Source organism: Amycolatopsis melonis (assembly GCF_040064235.1).
Lineage (GTDB): Bacteria > Actinomycetota > Actinomycetes > Mycobacteriales > Pseudonocardiaceae > Amycolatopsis > Amycolatopsis melonis.
In genome coordinates this window covers 369,920-387,272 of sequence record NZ_JBDZYD010000003.1, presented here as the reverse complement: position 1 = coordinate 387,272, position 17,353 = coordinate 369,920, and the positions used below count along the sequence as shown (strand labels likewise).

General features: G+C 71.4%; 19 protein-coding genes. 14 read left to right on the top strand and 5 right to left on the bottom strand.

The features are described 5' to 3' along the window. The first annotated feature begins 7 nt into the window (after nt 1-7). The 6 genes from ABJI51_RS09785 (at nt 8) to ABJI51_RS09760 (ending at nt 3,161) form a co-directional block, all read left to right on the top strand. The gene (locus ABJI51_RS09785) at nt 8-559 is read left to right on the top strand and encodes an RNA polymerase sigma factor (protein ID WP_348949363.1); all 552 of its coding nucleotides are present in this window, start codon (nt 8-10) and stop codon (nt 557-559) included. Then, on the top strand, nt 550-1,107 hold the full coding sequence (locus ABJI51_RS09780; RefSeq protein WP_348949361.1) for an Asp23/Gls24 family envelope stress response protein: 558 nt from the start codon (nt 550-552) through the stop codon (nt 1,105-1,107). The genes ABJI51_RS09785 and ABJI51_RS09780 overlap by 10 nt, the downstream gene beginning before the upstream one ends. Then, a complete protein-coding gene (locus ABJI51_RS09775) occupies nt 1,104-1,466 on the top strand; it encodes an Asp23/Gls24 family envelope stress response protein (protein WP_348949359.1) in 363 nt (120 codons plus the stop codon). The genes ABJI51_RS09780 and ABJI51_RS09775 overlap by 4 nt, the downstream gene beginning before the upstream one ends. Then, the gene (locus tag ABJI51_RS09770; RefSeq protein ID WP_348949357.1) at nt 1,463-1,759 is read left to right on the top strand and encodes a hypothetical protein; all 297 of its coding nucleotides are present in this window, start codon (nt 1,463-1,465) and stop codon (nt 1,757-1,759) included. Before ABJI51_RS09775 ends, ABJI51_RS09770 begins: the two co-directional genes overlap by 4 nt. A gap of 344 nt (nt 1,760-2,103) precedes the next feature. Next, nucleotides 2,104-2,496: a DUF2784 domain-containing protein gene (locus ABJI51_RS09765; protein ID WP_348949355.1), complete on the top strand. Its 393-nt coding sequence runs from the start codon at nt 2,104-2,106 to the stop codon at nt 2,494-2,496. A gap of 14 nt (nt 2,497-2,510) precedes the next feature. After that, nucleotides 2,511-3,161, top strand: coding sequence for a TrmH family RNA methyltransferase (locus ABJI51_RS09760; protein WP_348949353.1), 651 nt, complete (start codon nt 2,511-2,513; stop codon nt 3,159-3,161). Between the two features lie 20 nt (nt 3,162-3,181). On the opposite strand, the gene ABJI51_RS09755 is transcribed toward ABJI51_RS09760, so the two are convergent. Both ABJI51_RS09755 and ABJI51_RS09750 read right to left on the bottom strand, forming a co-directional pair. Continuing rightward, nucleotides 3,182-4,168, bottom strand: coding sequence for a cellulase family glycosylhydrolase (locus ABJI51_RS09755; RefSeq protein ID WP_348949351.1), 987 nt, complete (start codon nt 4,166-4,168; stop codon nt 3,182-3,184). A gap of 86 nt (nt 4,169-4,254) precedes the next feature. Next, the gene (locus ABJI51_RS09750; RefSeq protein ID WP_348949349.1) at nt 4,255-6,396 is read right to left on the bottom strand and encodes a molybdopterin-dependent oxidoreductase; all 2,142 of its coding nucleotides are present in this window, start codon (nt 6,394-6,396) and stop codon (nt 4,255-4,257) included. Between the two features lie 72 nt (nt 6,397-6,468). Between ABJI51_RS09750 and ABJI51_RS09745 the strand changes: the two genes are divergently transcribed. Beyond that, nucleotides 6,469-7,473, top strand: a complete 1,005-nt coding sequence (locus ABJI51_RS09745) for a glycoside hydrolase family 76 protein (RefSeq protein ID WP_348949347.1) — start codon at nt 6,469-6,471, stop codon at nt 7,471-7,473. Between the two features lie 3 nt (nt 7,474-7,476). Here the strand turns inward: ABJI51_RS09745 and ABJI51_RS09740 are convergent, their stop codons facing one another. From ABJI51_RS09740 to ABJI51_RS09730, 3 genes are all read right to left on the bottom strand, one after another. Next, nucleotides 7,477-9,015 carry a hypothetical protein gene (locus ABJI51_RS09740; RefSeq protein WP_348949345.1) on the bottom strand — a complete coding sequence of 513 codons (1,539 nt, stop codon included), beginning with the start codon at nt 9,013-9,015 and terminating at the stop codon, nt 7,477-7,479. A gap of 97 nt (nt 9,016-9,112) precedes the next feature. Continuing rightward, nucleotides 9,113-9,979, bottom strand: a complete 867-nt coding sequence (locus tag ABJI51_RS09735) for a substrate-binding domain-containing protein (protein ID WP_348949343.1) — start codon at nt 9,977-9,979, stop codon at nt 9,113-9,115. Between the two features lie 69 nt (nt 9,980-10,048). Continuing rightward, nucleotides 10,049-11,086: a LacI family DNA-binding transcriptional regulator gene (locus tag ABJI51_RS09730; RefSeq protein WP_348949342.1), complete on the bottom strand. Its 1,038-nt coding sequence runs from the start codon at nt 11,084-11,086 to the stop codon at nt 10,049-10,051. Between the two features lie 106 nt (nt 11,087-11,192). On the opposite strand from ABJI51_RS09730, the gene ABJI51_RS09725 reads away from it, so the two are divergent. The 7 genes from ABJI51_RS09725 to ABJI51_RS09695 all read left to right on the top strand — a co-directional run bounded on the left by ABJI51_RS09725 (nt 11,193) and on the right by ABJI51_RS09695 (nt 17,298). After that, complete coding sequence (locus tag ABJI51_RS09725; RefSeq protein ID WP_348949340.1) at nt 11,193-12,209, top strand: substrate-binding domain-containing protein; 1,017 nt, start codon at nt 11,193-11,195, stop codon at nt 12,207-12,209. An 8-nt stretch (nt 12,210-12,217) separates the two neighbouring features. Continuing rightward, the gene (locus ABJI51_RS09720; protein ID WP_348949338.1) at nt 12,218-13,195 is read left to right on the top strand and encodes an ABC transporter permease; all 978 of its coding nucleotides are present in this window, start codon (nt 12,218-12,220) and stop codon (nt 13,193-13,195) included. Further along, nucleotides 13,192-14,001, top strand: a complete 810-nt coding sequence (locus tag ABJI51_RS09715; RefSeq protein ID WP_348949336.1) for an ATP-binding cassette domain-containing protein — start codon at nt 13,192-13,194, stop codon at nt 13,999-14,001. Before ABJI51_RS09720 ends, ABJI51_RS09715 begins: the two co-directional genes overlap by 4 nt. Beyond that, on the top strand, nt 13,998-14,831 hold the full coding sequence (locus ABJI51_RS09710; RefSeq protein WP_348949335.1) for a PfkB family carbohydrate kinase: 834 nt from the start codon (nt 13,998-14,000) through the stop codon (nt 14,829-14,831). The genes ABJI51_RS09715 and ABJI51_RS09710 overlap by 4 nt, the downstream gene beginning before the upstream one ends. Continuing rightward, complete coding sequence (locus ABJI51_RS09705; RefSeq protein ID WP_348949333.1) at nt 14,828-15,463, top strand: nucleoside/nucleotide kinase family protein; 636 nt, start codon at nt 14,828-14,830, stop codon at nt 15,461-15,463. The genes ABJI51_RS09710 and ABJI51_RS09705 overlap by 4 nt, the downstream gene beginning before the upstream one ends. After that, nucleotides 15,460-16,200: an SDR family oxidoreductase gene (locus tag ABJI51_RS09700; protein ID WP_348949331.1), complete on the top strand. Its 741-nt coding sequence runs from the start codon at nt 15,460-15,462 to the stop codon at nt 16,198-16,200. The genes ABJI51_RS09705 and ABJI51_RS09700 overlap by 4 nt, the downstream gene beginning before the upstream one ends. A 72-nt stretch (nt 16,201-16,272) precedes the next feature. Next, nucleotides 16,273-17,298 carry an isopenicillin N synthase family dioxygenase gene (locus tag ABJI51_RS09695; protein ID WP_348949330.1) on the top strand — a complete coding sequence of 342 codons (1,026 nt, stop codon included), beginning with the start codon at nt 16,273-16,275 and terminating at the stop codon, nt 17,296-17,298. Nucleotides 17,299-17,353 lie beyond the last annotated feature (55 nt).

The following is a 17,353-nucleotide window of genomic DNA, read 5'->3' as shown; positions in this document are numbered from 1 at the left end:
AGGTGCCGTGACGACGACTACGCCGCTCGACGACGTCACCCTGGTCGGCCGCGCGCGGGACGGCGACGTCCGGGCGTACGAGCAGCTCGTGCTGCGCTACCAGGGGCCGATGTTCCGGCTCGCGGTGAAGATGCTCGCCCACCGCGGCGACGCCGAAGACGTCGTGCAGGAAGTGTTCCTCAACGCCTGGCGCAAGCTCGGCCAGCTCGGTGACGACGCCGCGTTCGTCGGCTGGCTCTACCGGGCCACCACGAACCGCTGCCTCAACGCCATCCGCGCGCGGCGGCCGGTCGCCGACGTCGACCTCGACACCGCCGAGTCGCCGCGTGCCGACCTGCAGCCGGAGCGGGCCGCCCAGGTGAGCGGCCAGCTCGCGGCGTTGACCGCGGCGCTGGCGCAGCTGACTCCCGAGCAGCGGGCCTGCTGGCTGCTGCGCGAGGTGCACGGCCGGTCCTACGAGGAGATCGGCGACATCGTCGGCGCGAACGCGACCGCGGTCCGTGGCCGGATCGCGCGCGCCAGGGCCCAGCTGGCGGAGGTGATGAAGCCATGGCGATGACGGACTACGAGCTGCCCTGCGAGCGCGATGTCGAGCAGGTGTGGGAGCGGCTCGACGCGGTCGGCGCCGGGCTGGCCGACGAGCACGAGCTGACCTGCCCGCACTGCCGCGCCGCGCGCGAGAGCCTGCTGGCGCTGCGGGAGGCGACCGCGGAGCTGGCCGCGGAGGACGACGCGCCGTCGCCGGACCTGTTCGGCCGGATCATGTCGGCGGTGCGGGCCGAGGTGCGGCGCGGCTCGATGGTGCGGCTGCCGACGCCCGAGTCCGGGTACGTCGAGGTCAGCGAGCAGGCGGTGGCGGCGGTGCTGCGGTACGCGGCGGACACGGTCGACGGCGTGCGGGCGCGGCGCTGCCGGGTGCGTGCCGACGGCGAAGGCGTCGTCGACGTCGAACTCACCCTCGCGGTGAGCGTGCGGAACGCGACGGGCGGTGAAGCGTTGGCGAAGGTGCGGGAGCGGGTGACCGCGGCGGCCGCAGCCCGGGTGGGCCTGACGCTCGCGCGGCTCGACCTGCGGGTGGAAGACGTCTACGGGGAGCCGCGGGAATGAGCGTGGACTACGTCGTCGCCGATCCGGTGATCGCCAGCGTCGCGGCACGGGCGGCCCTCACCACGCCGGGTGTCGTGCGGCTCGAGCCGGGCGTGCGCGGCCTGGTGACGTCGTGGACGCGGGCGGCCCGGCAGCGCTGGAAGGGCCTCGACCCGGCCCCGGCCGACGGCGTCCGCGTCCGCACGGCCGACGGCAGGCTGACCGTCCAGATCGACCTGGTCACGACGGCGGCCGACCAGGCCGCGGCGGTGGGCCGCGCGGTCCAGCGCTCGGTCGCCCGGTTCGTGGCCGAGCAGACCGGCCTGGTCGTCGACGAGGTATCGGTGTCGATCCTGGACATCGAGCCGGTGACCCGATGACGGCGAAGGAAGCCGCCGACCGCATCGTCGGCGCCCTCGGCAAGGTGGACGGCCTCCGCCCGGCGACCCCGGTGTCCCCGGAGACGACGTGGCTGCCGGTCGACTGGGCCGGCCTGGCCGTGGACCTCGGCCCGGACCTGGTCCAGGTCCGCGTGATCGCGACCCGCCTGCCGATCCCGCCGCTGCTGGACCAGGCGGCCGAGGCGGTGCGGCCGGTGTTGGCGGGGACGCGGTGGGCGCAGGCCCGGTTGCGGCTGGTGGTCACCGATCTCGATGGTGCCGCGTTCGGCTGAGGGCGAAAACCCGACGCCGCGCGCCTGCCCCGGGCGTACCGTCGAGGTCATGGAGGAGCCACCGCGCGAGCCGCCGGAGCCGCCCGGGCCGGTGCGGCGGCCGCGGGATCCCAACCGGAAGAAGCCGGATGGCGCTCCCGACCAGTACCCACACGAGGAGCCGACGCAGTATCCCGGGAAACGGCCCCCGGAATTTCCACCCGGCGTGACACCTCCGTCACCGCCCAGGTGAACAGGTTGCTCTGCTGGGTTAAACATCACACAGCCGGGCACTCTTGAGGGCGGCCTGATCCGGACATCGGAGTAAAGTCGCTGGTAGGGGGATTGGGTGAAGGGGGCGTGTGGTGGCGAAGTTCCTGGCCGACGTGACCGTGACGCTGCACATCGGCGCCCTGCTCTTCATCGGGCTCGGCGGGTTCCTGGCCTGGCGGTGGCCGAAGGTCGTCTTCGTCCACGTCTTCTTCGCGCTCTGGGGCGTGCTGGTCAACGTCACGCCGATCCCGTGCCCGCTCACCGCGCTGGAGAACCACTTCCGCCACCAGCAGGGCCTCGGTGACCTGCCCGGCGGCTTCAACGCCTACTACTTCTACGACACCCTCTTCCCGCGGTCGTTCCTGCCGGTGATCGCCGTCTTCGCGCTCACCCTGCTGGTGCTGTCCTACGTCGGCGCGTACCAGCGGTGGCGCCACCGCCACGACGGCGAAGGAACCCACGCGCGTCCCGTCCACCTCGGTTAGACGACAATCGACGGGTGAGCACATCGCCCGGACCCACCGAGTGGGTGAGCCGCGAAGAGGTCGGCGTCGGCCCGTGGCCGGGTGACTGGCCCGAGGACGAGCGGTACGACCCCGAGCTGCTGCGCGACGGCGACCGCCGCAACGTCGTCGACGCCTACCGGTACTGGCGCCGCGAAGCCATCGTGTCCGATGTGGACAGCCGGCGGCATCCGTTCCACGTCGCCATCGAGAACTTCCAGCACGACCACAACATCGGCACCGTGGTCCGCACGGCCAACGCGTTCGCCGCGGCCGAGGTGCACATCGTCGGACGGCGGCGGTGGAACCGCCGGGGCGCCATGGTCACCGACCGCTACCAGCACCTGCGGCACCACGACGACATCGGCGGCCTGGTCACGTTCGCCGCCGAGCGGAACCTCGCCGTCGTCGCGGTCGACAACACCCCCGGGTCGCAGCCGGTCGAGACGGCCGAAATCCCGCGCGAGTGCGTGCTGCTCTTCGGCCAGGAAGGCCCGGGGCTCTCCCGCGAAGCGCAGGACGCGGCTTCGCTGGTGGTGTCGATCGCCCAGTTCGGCACGACCCGCTCGATCAACGCGGGCGTCGCGGCCGGGATCGTCATGCACGCCTGGATCCGGCAGCACGCCGACCTCGGCCGCGCCTGGTAGTCCGGACCGGCGGCGGCGCCCTACAGGCCCCAGCCCCAGCGCAGCTGGGCCACGCCCGTCGCGTTGTTGATCTCCAGGCCGCTGCCGCTCTGGCGGGTGATCGAATACGTGTCGCCGGAGCGCAGGCCGGGCCAGTAAACGACCCCCATCCCCCGCGAGCGCGTCAGATCCGTCGTGGCGGCGAAGTACGCCGTGAAGTTGTTGCCGTCCTGGTGGCCCGCGGAATAGTTCAGCCCGGTCGTCATCGGCGCGCCCGCCTCGTCGATGATCGTGCGCGAGGAGTACGACCCGAGCCGGTTGCTCAGGTTCGTCGTCCACGCCGAGCGGGTCGTGTCGCTGGCCCAGTAGCCGTAGAAGTGCAGGGACAGCAGCGTGCCGTTCAACGCGCTCGCCGCGCCGACGCCGGTGACGTTGTCGTTGTAGCCCGTCCCGCTGATCAGGACCCGGCCGCGCGGGATGTTCGAGTGCCGCGACAGCCACGACGAGCAGAGCGAAACCCAGTCGTTCAGGCTGTAGCCGAACGGCTCGTTCATCGGTTCGAAGTAGACGTTCCCGTTGCCGCCGTAGTCGCTGGTCACCTTGTCCCACATGGTGTTCCATGCGGACAGGTCGTCGACGAGGCCGTCCTTGTTCGCTTCCCAGTAGCCGAAGATGACCTTCATGCCGTGGGCCAGCGCCGAGTCGGCGGTGCCCTTGTACCGGGCCCACCAGTCGGAGTTGACGCTCTGCGGGTTGATCGGCAGCCGCACCGTGTTCGCGCCCAGCTTGTCGCGGAAGCCGGCGAGGATGCCGTCGGCCGTGGCGCGCACGGTGCTGTAGCTGTCCCCGGCGGTGAGGCCGGTCGGGATGACCCACCCGTCCACGTAGTTGTCGCGCGCGTCCGCCCAGTTGACCCCGCGGAAGTCGTTGGTCGTTGCCGAGGCGCTGTGCGGGACGGCCAGCAGGGGCACGGTGAGTGCCGCGGCCATGGCCGCGCGCAGCCAGGTACGAGTGCGGGTGCGCTTCATACGAACTCCGATGTCCGAGGGGCCGCGAATGTTTACGTCAACATCGCCAGGCGAGAATGCGGCAGCCCCCGCACCGGTGTCAAGGGTCAGGCGGGCACGACCTCGACCGGAATCCCGTTCAGCACCGACGTTCCGGACAGAACGTCCAGCAACGTCTCGTCGGCGAGCAGATTCGCGTTGACGCCGGGATTCGCGCGCGCCACCCGCGTCCGCGAGCCGTCGGCGTCGTGGCCCCAGCCGTGCGGAATGCTGACCACGCCCGGCCGGACCTCGTCGGTCACCTCGACCGGGACCTGCAGCTTCCCGGCACGGGACGTCACGGAGGCGAGGCCGCCGTCGGTGAGGCCGAGGCGTGCCGCGTCGGCCGGGTGGACCTGCACCGTGCACCGGTTGCCGCGGGCCAGCGGGGCGAGGTTGTGCATCCACGAATTGTTCGAACGGAGGTGACGGCGGCCGATCAGCACGAGACCGTCGTCCGAAATCTTCGAAATTTCCTCCGCCAATCGCGGAACGTCGGCGACGACCGTTTCGGGCGCCAATTCGATCCGGCCGGACGCGGTGCACAGCACGCCGGGAATCCGCGGCCGCAATGGCCCGAAGTCCATCCCGTGTGGGGCGGCTTCGAGGTCGGCCAGCGTGACGTCGTAGGGCCCGGCCCGCAGCATCAGGTCCACCAGCCGGGCGGGCCCGGTGCGGTCCCCGGCGACAGCGACGTCGAGCCCGCTGCGCCGCGCGGTCTCCGCGGCGACGAAGTCGTCGAGCGCCGCGACGTCGGCCTCGGGGCCCTGACCGGTGACGATGCCGGTGAGCCGCAGCAGGGTTTCCCACTCCTGCGGCACCTCGGACGGCAGCGTCGCGGGCGTCCAGTTGGCGACGTTGCGGACCGAGAGCTGGTAGAAGGCCAGATCGAAGTGCGGGCGCTCCAGCGGCGACGGGCCGGGCAGGATGACGTCGGCGTGCCGTGACGTCTCGTTGAGGTAGACGTCGAGGGAGATCATGAAGTCCAGGCGTTCGAGCGCCGCGGCCAGCCGCCCGGCGTTCGGCGTGCTCAGGCACGGGTTGCCGCTGACCGTGATCAGCGCGCGGACCTGGCCCTCGCCCGGCGTTTCGATCTCGTCGGCGAGGGTCGCGACCGGCAGCTCGCCGAGGACCTCGGGGTAGCCGCGGACGCGGCTGTGGTGGCGGCCCACCCGGAACGGCCGCCGGTTCCCGGTGGGACGGCACGCGGCCAGCGGGAACATCGCGCCGCCCGGCCGGTCGAGGTTGCCGGTGAGCACGTTGAGAACGTCGACCAGCCAGCTCGCGAGGGTCCCGAACGGCTGTGTCGTGGTGCCGATCCGGCCGTAGACCACGGCGTTGTCTGCGTCGGCCAGGTCGAGGGCCATCCGGCGGATCTCGGCGGCGGCGATGCCGGTGCGGGCGGCGACGGCTTCCGGGGTGAACGGCCGGGCCAGCTCCCGCACGTCGCCGAGGCCGCTGAGGTGGCCGGCGAGGCGGCCGGGCGCCACGCGGTTCTCCGCGAACAGGACGTTGACCAGCGCGAACAGCAGCAGCGCGTCGGTGCCGGGCCGGATGGCGTGGTGCTCGTCGGCGAACGCGGCCGTGCGGGTGCGGCGCGGGTCGACGACGACGATCCGCCCGCCGCGTTCGCGGATCCCGCGCAGCCGCCCACGGACGTCCGGCGCGGTCATCAGGCTGCCGTTCGAGACCAGCGGGTTGGCGCCGAGGATCAGCAGGTGCCGCGTCCGGTCGAGGTCGGGCACCGGGATGGCGAGCGGGTCGCCGAACATCATGCCCGCGGAGTAGTGCTTCGGCAGCTGGTCGACCGAAGACGCGCTGAAGAAGTTCTTGGTGCCCAACGCTTTGTAGAGCACGCCGCCGTAGAGCGACAGCGCGATGTTGTGCACGCCGGGGTTGCCCGCGTAGACGGCGACGGCGTCGCGTCCGTGCTGGTCGAGGATCGGCGGGAGCCGCCGGGCGATCTCGTCGTAGGCCTCCTGCCAGGTGACTTCGGCGAACTCGCCGTCGCGCTTGAGCAGCGGGGCTCGCAGCCGGTCGGGATCGTGGTGCAGCGCGCCCAGCGACGCGCCCTTCGGGCAGAGGTAGCCCTTCGAGAAGACGTCCTGCTCGTCGCCGCGCACCCGCGTGACCTGCTGGTTCTCGTCGAGCGTCACTTCGAGGCCGCAGATCGCCTCGCACAGCGGGCAGGTGACGTGTGCTGTGGTCATGGGCACCTCGCAGACCGTCGGGATCCCTCAACATACCGAGCGGTATGTCGGTGGGCAAGGCAGGATGACGCCATGGACGTCTCGGCTGTGTCCGCCGCGGAACGCGCGGTGACCGCCCGCCACCTGCGCCGGGTCTGGGCGCTGCCGGCCACGGTGCTGGGCCGCAGCGGCTGGCCGGCGACGGCGGGGCAGCGGCTGCACTGGCACTGGAACTACTGGTGGCAGGCCCACCTGCTGGACGCACTGGCCGACGCGCAGCTGCGCGCACCGTCGCCGCGGCGGCTGGCGCTGATCCGCCGGTTCGTGCGTTCGGTGCGGCTGCGCAACTTCGGCAGGTGGACGAACGACTACTACGACGACATCGCGTGGCTCGGCCTTGCCCTGCAACGGGTTGCGCCGCTGGGCATCGACGTCGGCCCGGCGCTGGCGGCCATCGACGCGCAGCTGCTGTCAGGCTGGACGTCGGCCGCGGGCGGCGGGATCTGGTGGCGCCGCGGCGACGACTTCAAGAACGCCCCGGCCAACGGCCCGGCGGCGATCTTCCATGCGCGGTCGGGAAATCGCGGCCGGGCCCAGGCCATCCTGGACTGGCTTTCGTCCACTTTGGTCGATCCGAAGACAGGCCTGGTGTGGGACGGCATCCGCGCGGACACCGGCGAGCTGGTCAAGCACATCTACACGTACTGCCAAGGGGTCTACCTCGGCGCCTGCCTCGAACTGTCCGAACTGGACAAGGCGGCCCGCACGGTCCGCGCGGTGGAAACCCACTGCGCGCCCGGCGGGGTGATCCGCGGCCAGGGTGGCGGCGACGGCGGCCTGTTCGCGGCGATCCTCGCCCGCTACCTGGCCTTGGCGGCACGTGCCCTGCCGGGCCCGGAAGCCGCGACGGCCCGCGCACTGGTGCTGACGTCGGCGGAGGCATGCCAGTCGGGCGCAGTGTCCACTTCGGAGGGTCCGGTGTTCGGTGCGTTCTGGGACCGGCCGGCACCATGGCCGTTGCCGGACGACGCCCCGGAACGCGACCTGTCGGTCCAGGTGGGCGGCTGGATGCTGCTGGAGGCCGCGGCGACGCTGTGAGCGTCAGTTCTGAACGCCTTCCGTGCGCGGGTCGAGGTCGATCCGGCCGCGCTGGCCGTATTCGCCCTCGCCGGCTTCCTTCCAGTAGGCGATCGCGGCGTTGAGCCGGGCCTTCTGCTCCGCGTCGCTCGCCGCGTACTTCTCGGCGGCCTTCTTGATCCGGTCGGCCGCCATGAGGTAGCGCGCGGTCGTCGTCCGGAAGAACGACTCGACGTCGTTGCGCAGGCCGATCAGCGCGGTGTCCGCCGCGGTGGGCACGACACCGCGGCCGACCAGCTGGCCGTCGGCGTAGGACGCCGCGGCGACCTTGCCCAGCAGGCCGGAGTAGATCTCGGCGGCGTCGTAGCAGTGCTGGGCGATCTCCATGACCACCGCGACGTCCACGGCGTACCGGCCGGACGCCGACGGGTCGGTGCCGTCGCCGTCGGGACTGCTCTTCTCGAAGTCGTAGAGCTCCAGCACCTTCCGGTCGACACCGGCGAGCCGCTCCTCGATGGCCGTGACGGCCTTCTGGTAGTCCTGTTCGGCCGCGGTCAGCTCCGTGCCGAGCGTCCGGACGGCGGAATCCAGGTGCGCGAAGAAGGCGCTCAGCTGCGGGAACCGGAACCCTCCGTTCGGGTTCGCCTCTTCGATGCTCAGTGCGACGTCGACCACGAAGCCGATCACGGGCAGCGCCGTGCCGATCTGCTCCGGCAGCTTCTGGCCCAGTGCCTTGGCGAGCGATGTGGCGATGCCCCAGGCCTCGCTGGCGGCGTTCACCGCCTTCTTCACCTTCGGCGTGTCCGCCGGTGCCGAGGGCGGCGCGGCTTCGAACAGCTCGCGGGTGGCCTGGGCGATGAGCTGCAGGACGTTGCTGCGGGTGGCGTGGACCGTCGTGGCCCGCATCGAGTAGCAGTTGGCCAGCCAGCGCACGAGCACGCCCTGGTTCTTCAGCGTGGGGCCGACGGTCGAGAGGAAGCCGCCCTTGAGGCTGTTCGCCGCGAGCCCGGTCCAGCCGGCCATCCAGGCCCGGTTGTTGTTGCCGTCGTCCCGGACGGAGAGCTTTTCGACCATGCCGGGCAGGGTGTAGGCGTCGACCGAGCCGTCCGGGCGCAGTGCCCCGTCGACCTTCAGGAGGCTGTCGCGCGCCTCTTCCAGCGACGACAGTTCCGGCCCGCCCGCGAGATCGGGGACGGCGTTCGCCAGCTGTTCCCGCTTCTCCCACGCCCAGTCGCCGACCTGCGCGAAGACGTCGGCCGCCCGGCATTCGACGTACTTCGCGTCGGGGACGCTCCAGCCGTCACACGGTACGGACGGGCGGTTGGCCGGCGTGCTGTCGTTGACCGCCCAGGCCACGATCGGGCAGGTCGTCAGGTGACCCCGCGACTCGGGCGGGACCTGCCAGCGGGCGGGCGACGGCGCGCCGTCGATCTGGCTCGTCCCGCCGCGCAGCGTCAGCCCGGCGTCCCGGATCCAGCGGCGTTCCAGTGTCTGCCAGTAGTCGTTGAGTGCTGCCGAGAGCGAAGCCGAGTAAGCGCTTCCACTCAGGTACTGACCGCTCATGCGCCACTTCCCCCGTCTTCGCCTGCGTCGAGCGCGACGAGAGTAGCAAAAAAGTGACGCATTCGGACAAGTTGTCACTCCACGGCGTCCGGAAATGTCAGCAGCCGCAGGACGCGCCGTGCAGGAACTTCGGGGCCAGCAGCACCGTCTCCGGCGGCCGGTCCGGGTCCGTCATCCGGGACATCAGCAGCTGCACCGCCCGGCGGCCCAGGTCCGGCACCGGCTGGGCCAGCGTCGTCACCGCCGGGCTCACCCGGCGCGCCCAGTCCATGTCGCCGTAGCCGACGACCGCCAGCTCCGAACCGATGTGGATGCCGCGGCGGTGCGCCTCGTACTGGACGCCCACCAGCATCGACTCGTCCGCCACCACCAGCGCCGTCGGGGAGGGCCAGCCGTCGAGGAGCTTGGCCGTCGCGCGGGCCGCGCCGCCCGGGGTCGACAGGCCGGACTCCACCAGTTCGCGGTTGAAGCGCAGGCCCGCCTGCTCCAGCCCGAGCCGGTAGCCGCGGACGCGCTCGCGGCTGACCTCCAGGCCTTCGTCGCCGGAGATCAGGCCGATCTTGCGGTGCCGCCGGGCGGTCAGGTGCCGGACCAGGGACGCCACCGCGTGCACGTTCTCCGTGCCCACCTGGTCGACGTCGTTGCGCGCGGCGATCCGGTCCACCAGCACCGTCGGCACGCCCATCCGCACCAGGCCGTTGACCACCGCTTCGTCGCCGGCCGACGGCACCAGCAGCACGCCGTCGACCACGTCCGCGCGCAGCGCGCGCACCACCGCGGCCTCTTCGCTGACGGTGTCCCCGGTGTCGGCCAGCACGACGTCGCACCCCGACTGTGCCGCGGCTGCCCTGATCGCGCGCAGCAGCTCACCCGAGTAGGGGTTCGCGTGCACACCCATCGCGACGCCGATCCGGGAGGTGACCGGGGGGTCCCATAGCCGGAGCTCCGGCGAAAGTGCGGTCATAAGCCCTCGCAGACGCTCAGCGGAACGGTATCCGCTGAACGGCCGCGTACCGCCGGCAAAACCGCAGAATCACTGATGTGAGTGAACCGGGGGACAGCCGCACGACTCACGGTGACGCAGAGTGGGCGGCAGCCGGACGGTTTCGGCCTTGCGGGCCGGGTCGTTGATCCGGGCCAGCAGCAGCCGCACCGCCTGGCGCCCGATCTCCTCGATCGGCTGAGCCATCGTCGTCAGCGGCGGGTCGACCAGGTCGGCCCACTCGACGTCGTCGTAGACCACCACCGGCAGGTCACGCCCGATCCGCAGCCCGCGGCGGCGTGCCTCGTGCAGGACCCCGACCATCATGCTGTCGTTGCCGACCACCAGCGCCGTCGGCGGCTCGGGCAGCGCCAGCAGCGTGCTCAACGCCAGCGCGCCGCCCTCGCGCGAGGAGTTCCCGCAGGCCACGAGCTCCGACGACCACGTGAGCCCGGACCGGCCGAGCCCCAGCCGGTAGCCGAGCACGCGCTCCTCGCTCGTCGACAGCCCGGGCACGCCGCTGATCATCCCGATCCGCCGGTGCCCGAGCGTCGCCAGGTGCGCGGTCAGCGCCGACGTCGCCTGGATGTTCTCCGACCCGACCTGGTCGACGTCGGTGCGGGTGGACAGCCGGTCGATGAGCACCGTCGGCACGTCCAGTGACACCAGCTCGCCGATCACCGGCCCGTCGCCCGGCGCCGGGGTGATGAGCAGGCCGTCGACGCGACGGGAGCGCAGCGCCCGCACGGTCTCACGCTCGGTGTCCGCGGCGTCGTGCGTGTCGGCCAGCAGGACGGTGTAGCCGTGCTCCGACGCCTCGCGCTCGATCGCCTGCATCAGCGTCGCGAAGTACGGGTTGGCGACCAGGGAGATCGCCATCCCGATCGACCGCGTCCCACCCGTGACCAGGGAGCGCGCGATCGCGTCGCCGGTGTACCCGGTCGCCTCGATCGCCCGCAGCACGGCCGCCTTGGTGCTCTCCGCGACCGCGCGCGTCCCGTTCACCACGTGCGAGACGGTCGTGATCGACACGCCCGCGAGCTCGGCGATGTCCCGCTGGGTCGGCCGGGAAGATCTCGGCTGCGGCATCCCCATCCTTTCCGGCAAGCGTTGCGCAAACGCTTGCGTGTCAGGAGCAGTCTGTCTACGTTCCCGACCATCGGCAAGCCTCGGACCTACCAAGGGCAGGGAACCCATGAGACAGCGAAGTCTCACCGCAATCGTGCTGGCTGCCGTCCTCGCCGCGACGACCGGGTGCACGGTCGAACGCCACTGGGGCGGCAACACCAACACCGGCGGGAGCGGCAAGGCGAAGGTCGGCCTGGTCACCAAGACCGACACCAACCCCTACTTCGTGGAACTCCGCAACGCGGCAAGAGCGGCCGCGCAGGCCAACGGCGCCGACTTCAGCGCGCTCGCCGGCCAGTTCGACGGCGACAACGACGGCCAGGTCCGGGCCATCGAGAACCTCCGCCAGCAGGGCGCGAACACCATCCTGATCACGCCGAGCTCGTCGACCGGCGTGCTCAAGGCGATCAAGGACGCCCGTGACGCCGGCATCCTGGTCATCGCCCTCGACACGGCCACCGAGCCGCCGGACGCCGTCGACGCCACCTTCGCCACGGACAACTTCGCCGCGGGCGAGCAGCAGGGCGCCTACGTCAAGGCAGCTCTCAAGGGCGTCCCGCCGAAGCTGCTCATGGTCGACGGCACCGCGGGCAGCTCGGTCGACACCCAGCGCCACGGCGGGTTCCTCAAGGGCATCGGGCTGACCGACGGCTCGCCGGAGATCAAGGGCCACACCGCGGCCAACGGCGACCAGAGCCTCGCCCAGCAGGGCATGGAGAACCTGCTGCAGCGCAGCACCGACATCAACGCCGTCTACTCGATGAACGAGCCGATGGGCCGCGGCGCGTACGCGGCGCTCAAGGCCCGCGGGCTGACCGGGCAGATCGTCATGGGCTCGATCGACGGCGGCTGCGAAGGCGTCCAGAACGTCAAGGACGGCCAGTTCGCCGCCACCGTCATGCAGTTCCCGGCGAAGATGGCCGAGCAGGGCGTGCTGGCCGCCGTCGAGTACGCCAAGACCGGCAAGAAGCCGTCCGGCTTCGTCAACACCGGGTCCGCCGTGATCACCGACAAGCCCGTGCCCGGCGTCGAAAGCCACGACACCGCCTGGGGCCTGCAGAACTGCTGGGGAGGCAAGAAGTGACGACGGCAGTGGCAACGAAAGAACGTGAGTCCCTCGGCGAGTTCCTCCTCCGCGCCCCCGCGGTCGGCCCGGCGCTCGCGCTGGTCGTCGCGATCGTGGTGTTCTCGCTGGCCACCGACACGTTCTTCGATCTCGACAACCTGTCCACCGTGGTCCAGCAGTCGCTCGTCGTCGGGACGCTCGCGCTGGGCCAGACGCTCGTCATCCTCATCGCGGGCATCGACCTGTCCAACGCGGCGTCGATGGTCGTCGCGACGCTGATCATGGCCAAGCTCGCCGCGGCGGGCACGAACGGCTTCGTCGCGCTGCTCGCCGGCGTCGTGCTGACGATCATCGTCGGCATCTTCATCGGCTCGCTCGCCACGCGGATCAAGCTGCCCGCGTTCATCATCACGCTCGGCACGTTCACCATGCTCACCGCGGTGTCCAAGCTGATCGCCGGCGGCCAGGCCGTGCCGGTGACCGACGGGCTGCTGCAGTGGCTCGGCACCAAGCGGTACCTCTTCGGCGGCATCCCGATCACCTACGGCATGACGCTGGCGCTGCTGATGTACCTCGGGATCTGGTACGCGCTGACGAAAACCGCGTGGGGCAAGCACGTCTACGCCGTCGGCAACGCGCCGGAGTCCGCGCGGCTGTCCGGTATCAAGGTCAACCGCACGGTGCTGTCGGTGTACGTCGTCGCCGGGCTGACCTTCGGCATCGCGGCGTGGCAGGCGCTCGGCCGGACGCCGAACGCCGACCCGAACCAGTTCCAGCTCGGCAACCTCGACTCGATCACCGCCGTCGTCCTCGGCGGGACGAGCCTCTTCGGCGGCCGCGGCTCGGTGCTCGGCACGCTGATGGGCGCGCTCGTCGTGGCGGTGCTGCGCTCGGGACTGACGCAGATGAACGTCGACGGCAACTACCAGGACCTCGCCACCGGCGCCCTGCTCATCGCCGCCGTCGTGGTGGACCGGATCGCGAGGAGGCAGCAGCAGTCATGACCGAACCGATCCTGTCCGCACGGGGACTGGTCAAGCGCTACGGCCGGGTCACCGCCATCGACGGTGCCGACTTCGACCTGCTGCCCGGCGAGGTGCTCGCCGTGGTCGGCGACAACGGCGCCGGGAAGTCCTCGCTCATCAAAGCCCTTTCCGGGGCGCTGATCCCGGACGAGGGAGAGATCAAAGTGGACGGTCGCACCGTCCACTTCAAGTCCCCTTTGGACGCTCGCCACTACGGCATCGAGACGGTGTACCAGGACCTCGCCGTCGCGCCCGCGCTCGACATCGCGTCGAACATGTTCCTGGGCCGGGAGAAGCGGCTGCGCGGGCCGCTCGGGCTGTTCCGCAAGCTCGACACCGCGACCATGCGGAAGGAGGCGCAGCGGATCCTCGACGAGCTGGGCATCAACATCAAGTCGATCAGCCAGCCCGTCGAGACCCTGTCGGGTGGTCAGCGCCAGGGTGTCGCGGTGGCCCGCGCGGCCGCGTTCGGCACCAAGGCCGTGATCATGGACGAGCCGACCGCCGCGCTCGGCGTCGCCGAGTCCGGCAAGGTGCTCGACCTCATCGGCCGGATCCGCGACCGCGGCCTGCCGGTGGTGCTGATCAGCCACAACATGCCGCACGTCTTCGACATCGCCGACCGCATCCACGTGCACCGCCTCGGCAAGCGCGTCGCGGTGGTGTCGCCGAAGACGCACACGATGAACCAGGTCGTCGGCCTGCTCACCGGTGCGCTGCGGCTCACCGAGAACGGCGAGGTGGAAGAGGCCGCGGCCGCGACCCACGTGGCCGGGCTGAGTTGAGAGTCCTGCTGGCGGGGCTGTGCACCGTGGACGTCGTCCAGCGGGTCGCGGAGCTCCCGGCGCCGGGCGAGAAGGTGCAGTCGCTGCGGGTGGACGTCGCCGCGGGTGGGCCCGCGACGAACGCCGCGGTGACGGCGGCCGCGCTCGGCGCCGAGGCGACCCTGCTGACCGTCCTCGGGGCACACCCGCTGGCCGCGCTCGCCCGTGCCGACCTCGAAACCCACGGCGTCCACGTCGTCGACCTCGCGCCCGCACTGGCCGATCCACCGCCGGTCAGCGCCGTGGCCGTCCGCGACCGCGACGGCGAGCGGACAGTGGTCTCCCGCAACGCCGGAGGGCGCCACTTTCACGTGAAAGTGCCGCATCCGGAGGCCGACGTCGTGCTGCTCGACGGGCACTATCCGGAACTCGCGCTGGCCGTCGCGCGGGAGAAGAAGGCGCCGGTCGTGCTCGACGCCGGGAGCTGGAAACCGGTGCTCGACGAGCTGCTGCCGCTGGTCGACGTCGCCGCCTGCTCCGCGCACTTCCGCGCGCCGGGCCCCGGCCTGCACGAGCGCGGGGTGCCCACCGTCATCACCACCGCGGGGCCGGACCCGGTGCGGTGGTCCACTGCGGACGGCGGCTCGGGTGAGGTGCCTGTCCCGGCCGTGGCGGCGCGGGACACACTAGGGGCGGGCGACGTCTGGCACGGCGCCCTCGCCGTCGCCGTGGCCCGCGAACCGACGGTGACCGACCGGATTCGCTTCGCCAACGAGGTGGCCGCCGAACGGGTGCGGCATGTGGGACCGCGGTCGTGGACGACCGCGATCGCAGGAAGGATCAGGACATGACGGCGTTCGACGACCTGCTGGCCCGGGCCGAGGGCCTGACCGTGCGCGGGCAGCGCAACGTGCTCGGCATCGTGGGCGCGCCCGCGTCCGGCAAGACCACGCTCGCCTGGGCGCTGGCCAACGCGCTCGGTTCGCGCGCGGCCGTGGTCGGCATGGACGGTTTCCACCTCGCGCAGGTCGAGCTGCGGCGGCTGGGCCGCACCGAGCGCAAGGGCGCCCCGGACACGTTCGACGCGGCAGGCTACTACCACCTGATCCGCCGGCTCGCCGAAGGCCGAGAGACGGTGTACGCGCCGGAGTTCCGCCGCGAGATCGAGGAGCCGATCGCCGGCGCGGTCGCGGTCCCGCCGGAGGTCCAGCTGGTCATCACCGAGGGCAACTACCTGCTGCTGCCGGACGACCCGTGGAGCGGGATCCGGCCGCTGCTGACCGAGGCGTGGTTCCTCGCGCCGGACGAGCCCGAGCGGATCGAGCGCCTGGTGTCGCGCCACCGCCGTTACGGCCGTTCGCTGGTCGAGGCCCGGCAGCGCGCGCTGGGTTCGGACCAGCGCAACGCCGACCTCATCTCGCAGACGCGCGACCGCGCGGACCTGGTATTGGAGAACCTGCCGCTGGCCAACTTCGCGATATGACCCTGGTCGTCACCGGCGGCAGCCGCGGCATCGGCGCGGCGATCTGCGTGCTGGCCGCCGCACGGGGACATGACGTCGTCGTCAATTTCTCCGGGGATCCCGCGCCCGCCCGCGAGGTGGCCGAGCGGGTGCGCGCGGCGGGACGGCAGGCGCTGCCCTTCCGCGCGGACGTCTCCAGTGAGGACGACGTCCGAGCGCTGTTCGACGCGGCCGCGGAGCTGGGCCCGCTGACCGGGCTGGTCAACAACGCGGCGATCACCGGCAACACACCCGGACGGCTCGACTCGTACGAGGTCGACGTCGTCCGCCGCACCCTCGACGTGAACGTCACGGGCGTGTTCCTGTGCTGCCGCGAGGCGGTCCGCCGGATGTCCACCCGGTACGGCGGGGCGGGTGGCGCGATCGTCAACATCTCGTCGACGGCCGCGCGCACCGGCTCGGCCGGGGAATGGGTCCACTACGCCGCGTCGAAGGCGGCGGTCGACACGATGACCTACGGGCTCGCGCAGGAGGTCGCGAGTGACGGCATTCGGGTCAACGCTGTCGCACCCGGGATGGTGCACACTGGACTGCACGAGGCCGCCGGGATGCCGGACCGGCTCGAGAAGTACGCGCGGCAGATCCCGATGGGCCGCGCCGGGCAGCCGGCGGAGATCGCCGAAGCCGTGCTGTGGCTGCTTTCGCCGTCCGCGTCCTTCACCGCCGGTGCGGTGCTCGAGGTGGGCGGCGGCCGCTGATCGTCGTGCACCGGCATTTCTTCAGCTTCGTGTGGTGAGCGTTTCCCGGAACCGCGCGAAAGGTGAACAGGAATGACCGTGCTGCGTACGTTCGAGCTGCCCGATTCGGTGAGCGGGACAACGGCGGACCGGGATCTCGGCCGCCGGCTGGTCCGCACCTGGGAGACCGACGGGATCTTCCAGGTCGCCGCCACGGCCGAGCAAGAAAAGATCACCGAGGAAGCGCTTACCGAAAGTCGGCGCTTCTTTGCCCGATCATTGCCGGAAAAGGCGCGGTTCGTCAGCGACCTGACCTACAGCGGCTACATCGCCTCGGGCGAAGAAGTGACTGCGGGGGAAGCCGACTTCTCCGAAATCTTCACGGTGTGCCCGGACATCCCGCTCACCGACAAGCGAGTCGCCGACGCCTGGCCGTGTCACGGGCCGGTGCCGTGGCCCGGCGAGGACTACCGGGCCGCGATGGAGAACTACCTCCGCGAGGTCGGCGGGATCGGCGAGAAGCTGCTGAAGCTCGTCGCGCTCGGCCTGGAGCTGGAACCCGGCCGGCTGACCCGGCTCACCCGCGACGGCTGGCACCACATGCGCGTGCTGCGGTTCCCCGCCCGGTCCGCGACCACCGAACGCGGGATCGGCGCGCACACCGACTACGGGCTGCTGGTGATCGCCGCGCAGGACGACGTCGGCGGCCTCTTCGTCCGGCCGCCGGTGCCCGGCGAGCCCCGCAACCGCAACTGGCTGCCGGAGGAGAGCACGGCCGGGATGTACCAGGACGAAGGGCCGTGGCACTTCGTCGAGCCCGAGCCGGGGGTGTTCACCGTCTTCCCCGGCGACATCCTCCAGTTCCTCACCGGCGGCAGGCTGCTGTCGACCCCGCACAAGGTCCGGCTCGCGACGCGGGAGCGTTACACCATGGCGTACTTCCACGAGCCGTCGTTCGGTGCCGTGGTCCGGCCCCTGACCGGCGGCGACGAGCCGATCCACTACGGCACGCACTTCACGAACATGTTCACCCGCTGCTACCCCGACCGGGTGACGACCCGGCGCATCCACCGCGAAGGACGGCTGGCCGTGCTGGATCGTATCCGCGACCCAGAGTGAGGCCGCAGTCGCGTTCGGTGCCGGATTTCCGTGTGGTGGGACGGCCGGAGACGGC

What these genes read in the sequence shown, in the direction of transcription:
- ABJI51_RS09780 (WP_348949361.1), top strand. Translation starts at nt 550, where the DNA reads ATGGCGATGACGGACTACGAGCTGCCCTGCGAGCGCGATGTCGAGCAG.
- ABJI51_RS09775 (WP_348949359.1), top strand. Translation starts at nt 1,104, where the DNA reads ATGAGCGTGGACTACGTCGTCGCCGATCCGGTGATCGCCAGCGTCGCG.
- ABJI51_RS09770 (WP_348949357.1), top strand. Translation starts at nt 1,463, where the DNA reads ATGACGGCGAAGGAAGCCGCCGACCGCATCGTCGGCGCCCTCGGCAAG.
- ABJI51_RS09755 (WP_348949351.1), bottom strand. Translation starts at nt 4,168, where the DNA reads ATGAAGCGCACCCGCACTCGTACCTGGCTGCGCGCGGCCATGGCCGCG.
- ABJI51_RS09750 (WP_348949349.1), bottom strand. Translation starts at nt 6,396, where the DNA reads ATGACCACAGCACACGTCACCTGCCCGCTGTGCGAGGCGATCTGCGGC.
- ABJI51_RS09745 (WP_348949347.1), top strand. Translation starts at nt 6,469, where the DNA reads ATGGACGTCTCGGCTGTGTCCGCCGCGGAACGCGCGGTGACCGCCCGC.
- ABJI51_RS09740 (WP_348949345.1), bottom strand. Translation starts at nt 9,015, where the DNA reads ATGAGCGGTCAGTACCTGAGTGGAAGCGCTTACTCGGCTTCGCTCTCG.
- ABJI51_RS09735 (WP_348949343.1), bottom strand. Translation starts at nt 9,979, where the DNA reads ATGACCGCACTTTCGCCGGAGCTCCGGCTATGGGACCCCCCGGTCACC.
- ABJI51_RS09730 (WP_348949342.1), bottom strand. Translation starts at nt 11,086, where the DNA reads ATGCCGCAGCCGAGATCTTCCCGGCCGACCCAGCGGGACATCGCCGAG.
- ABJI51_RS09725 (WP_348949340.1), top strand. Translation starts at nt 11,193, where the DNA reads ATGAGACAGCGAAGTCTCACCGCAATCGTGCTGGCTGCCGTCCTCGCC.
- ABJI51_RS09715 (WP_348949336.1), top strand. Translation starts at nt 13,192, where the DNA reads ATGACCGAACCGATCCTGTCCGCACGGGGACTGGTCAAGCGCTACGGC.
- ABJI51_RS09705 (WP_348949333.1), top strand. Translation starts at nt 14,828, where the DNA reads ATGACGGCGTTCGACGACCTGCTGGCCCGGGCCGAGGGCCTGACCGTG.
- ABJI51_RS09700 (WP_348949331.1), top strand. Translation starts at nt 15,460, where the DNA reads ATGACCCTGGTCGTCACCGGCGGCAGCCGCGGCATCGGCGCGGCGATC.
- ABJI51_RS09695 (WP_348949330.1), top strand. Translation starts at nt 16,273, where the DNA reads ATGACCGTGCTGCGTACGTTCGAGCTGCCCGATTCGGTGAGCGGGACA.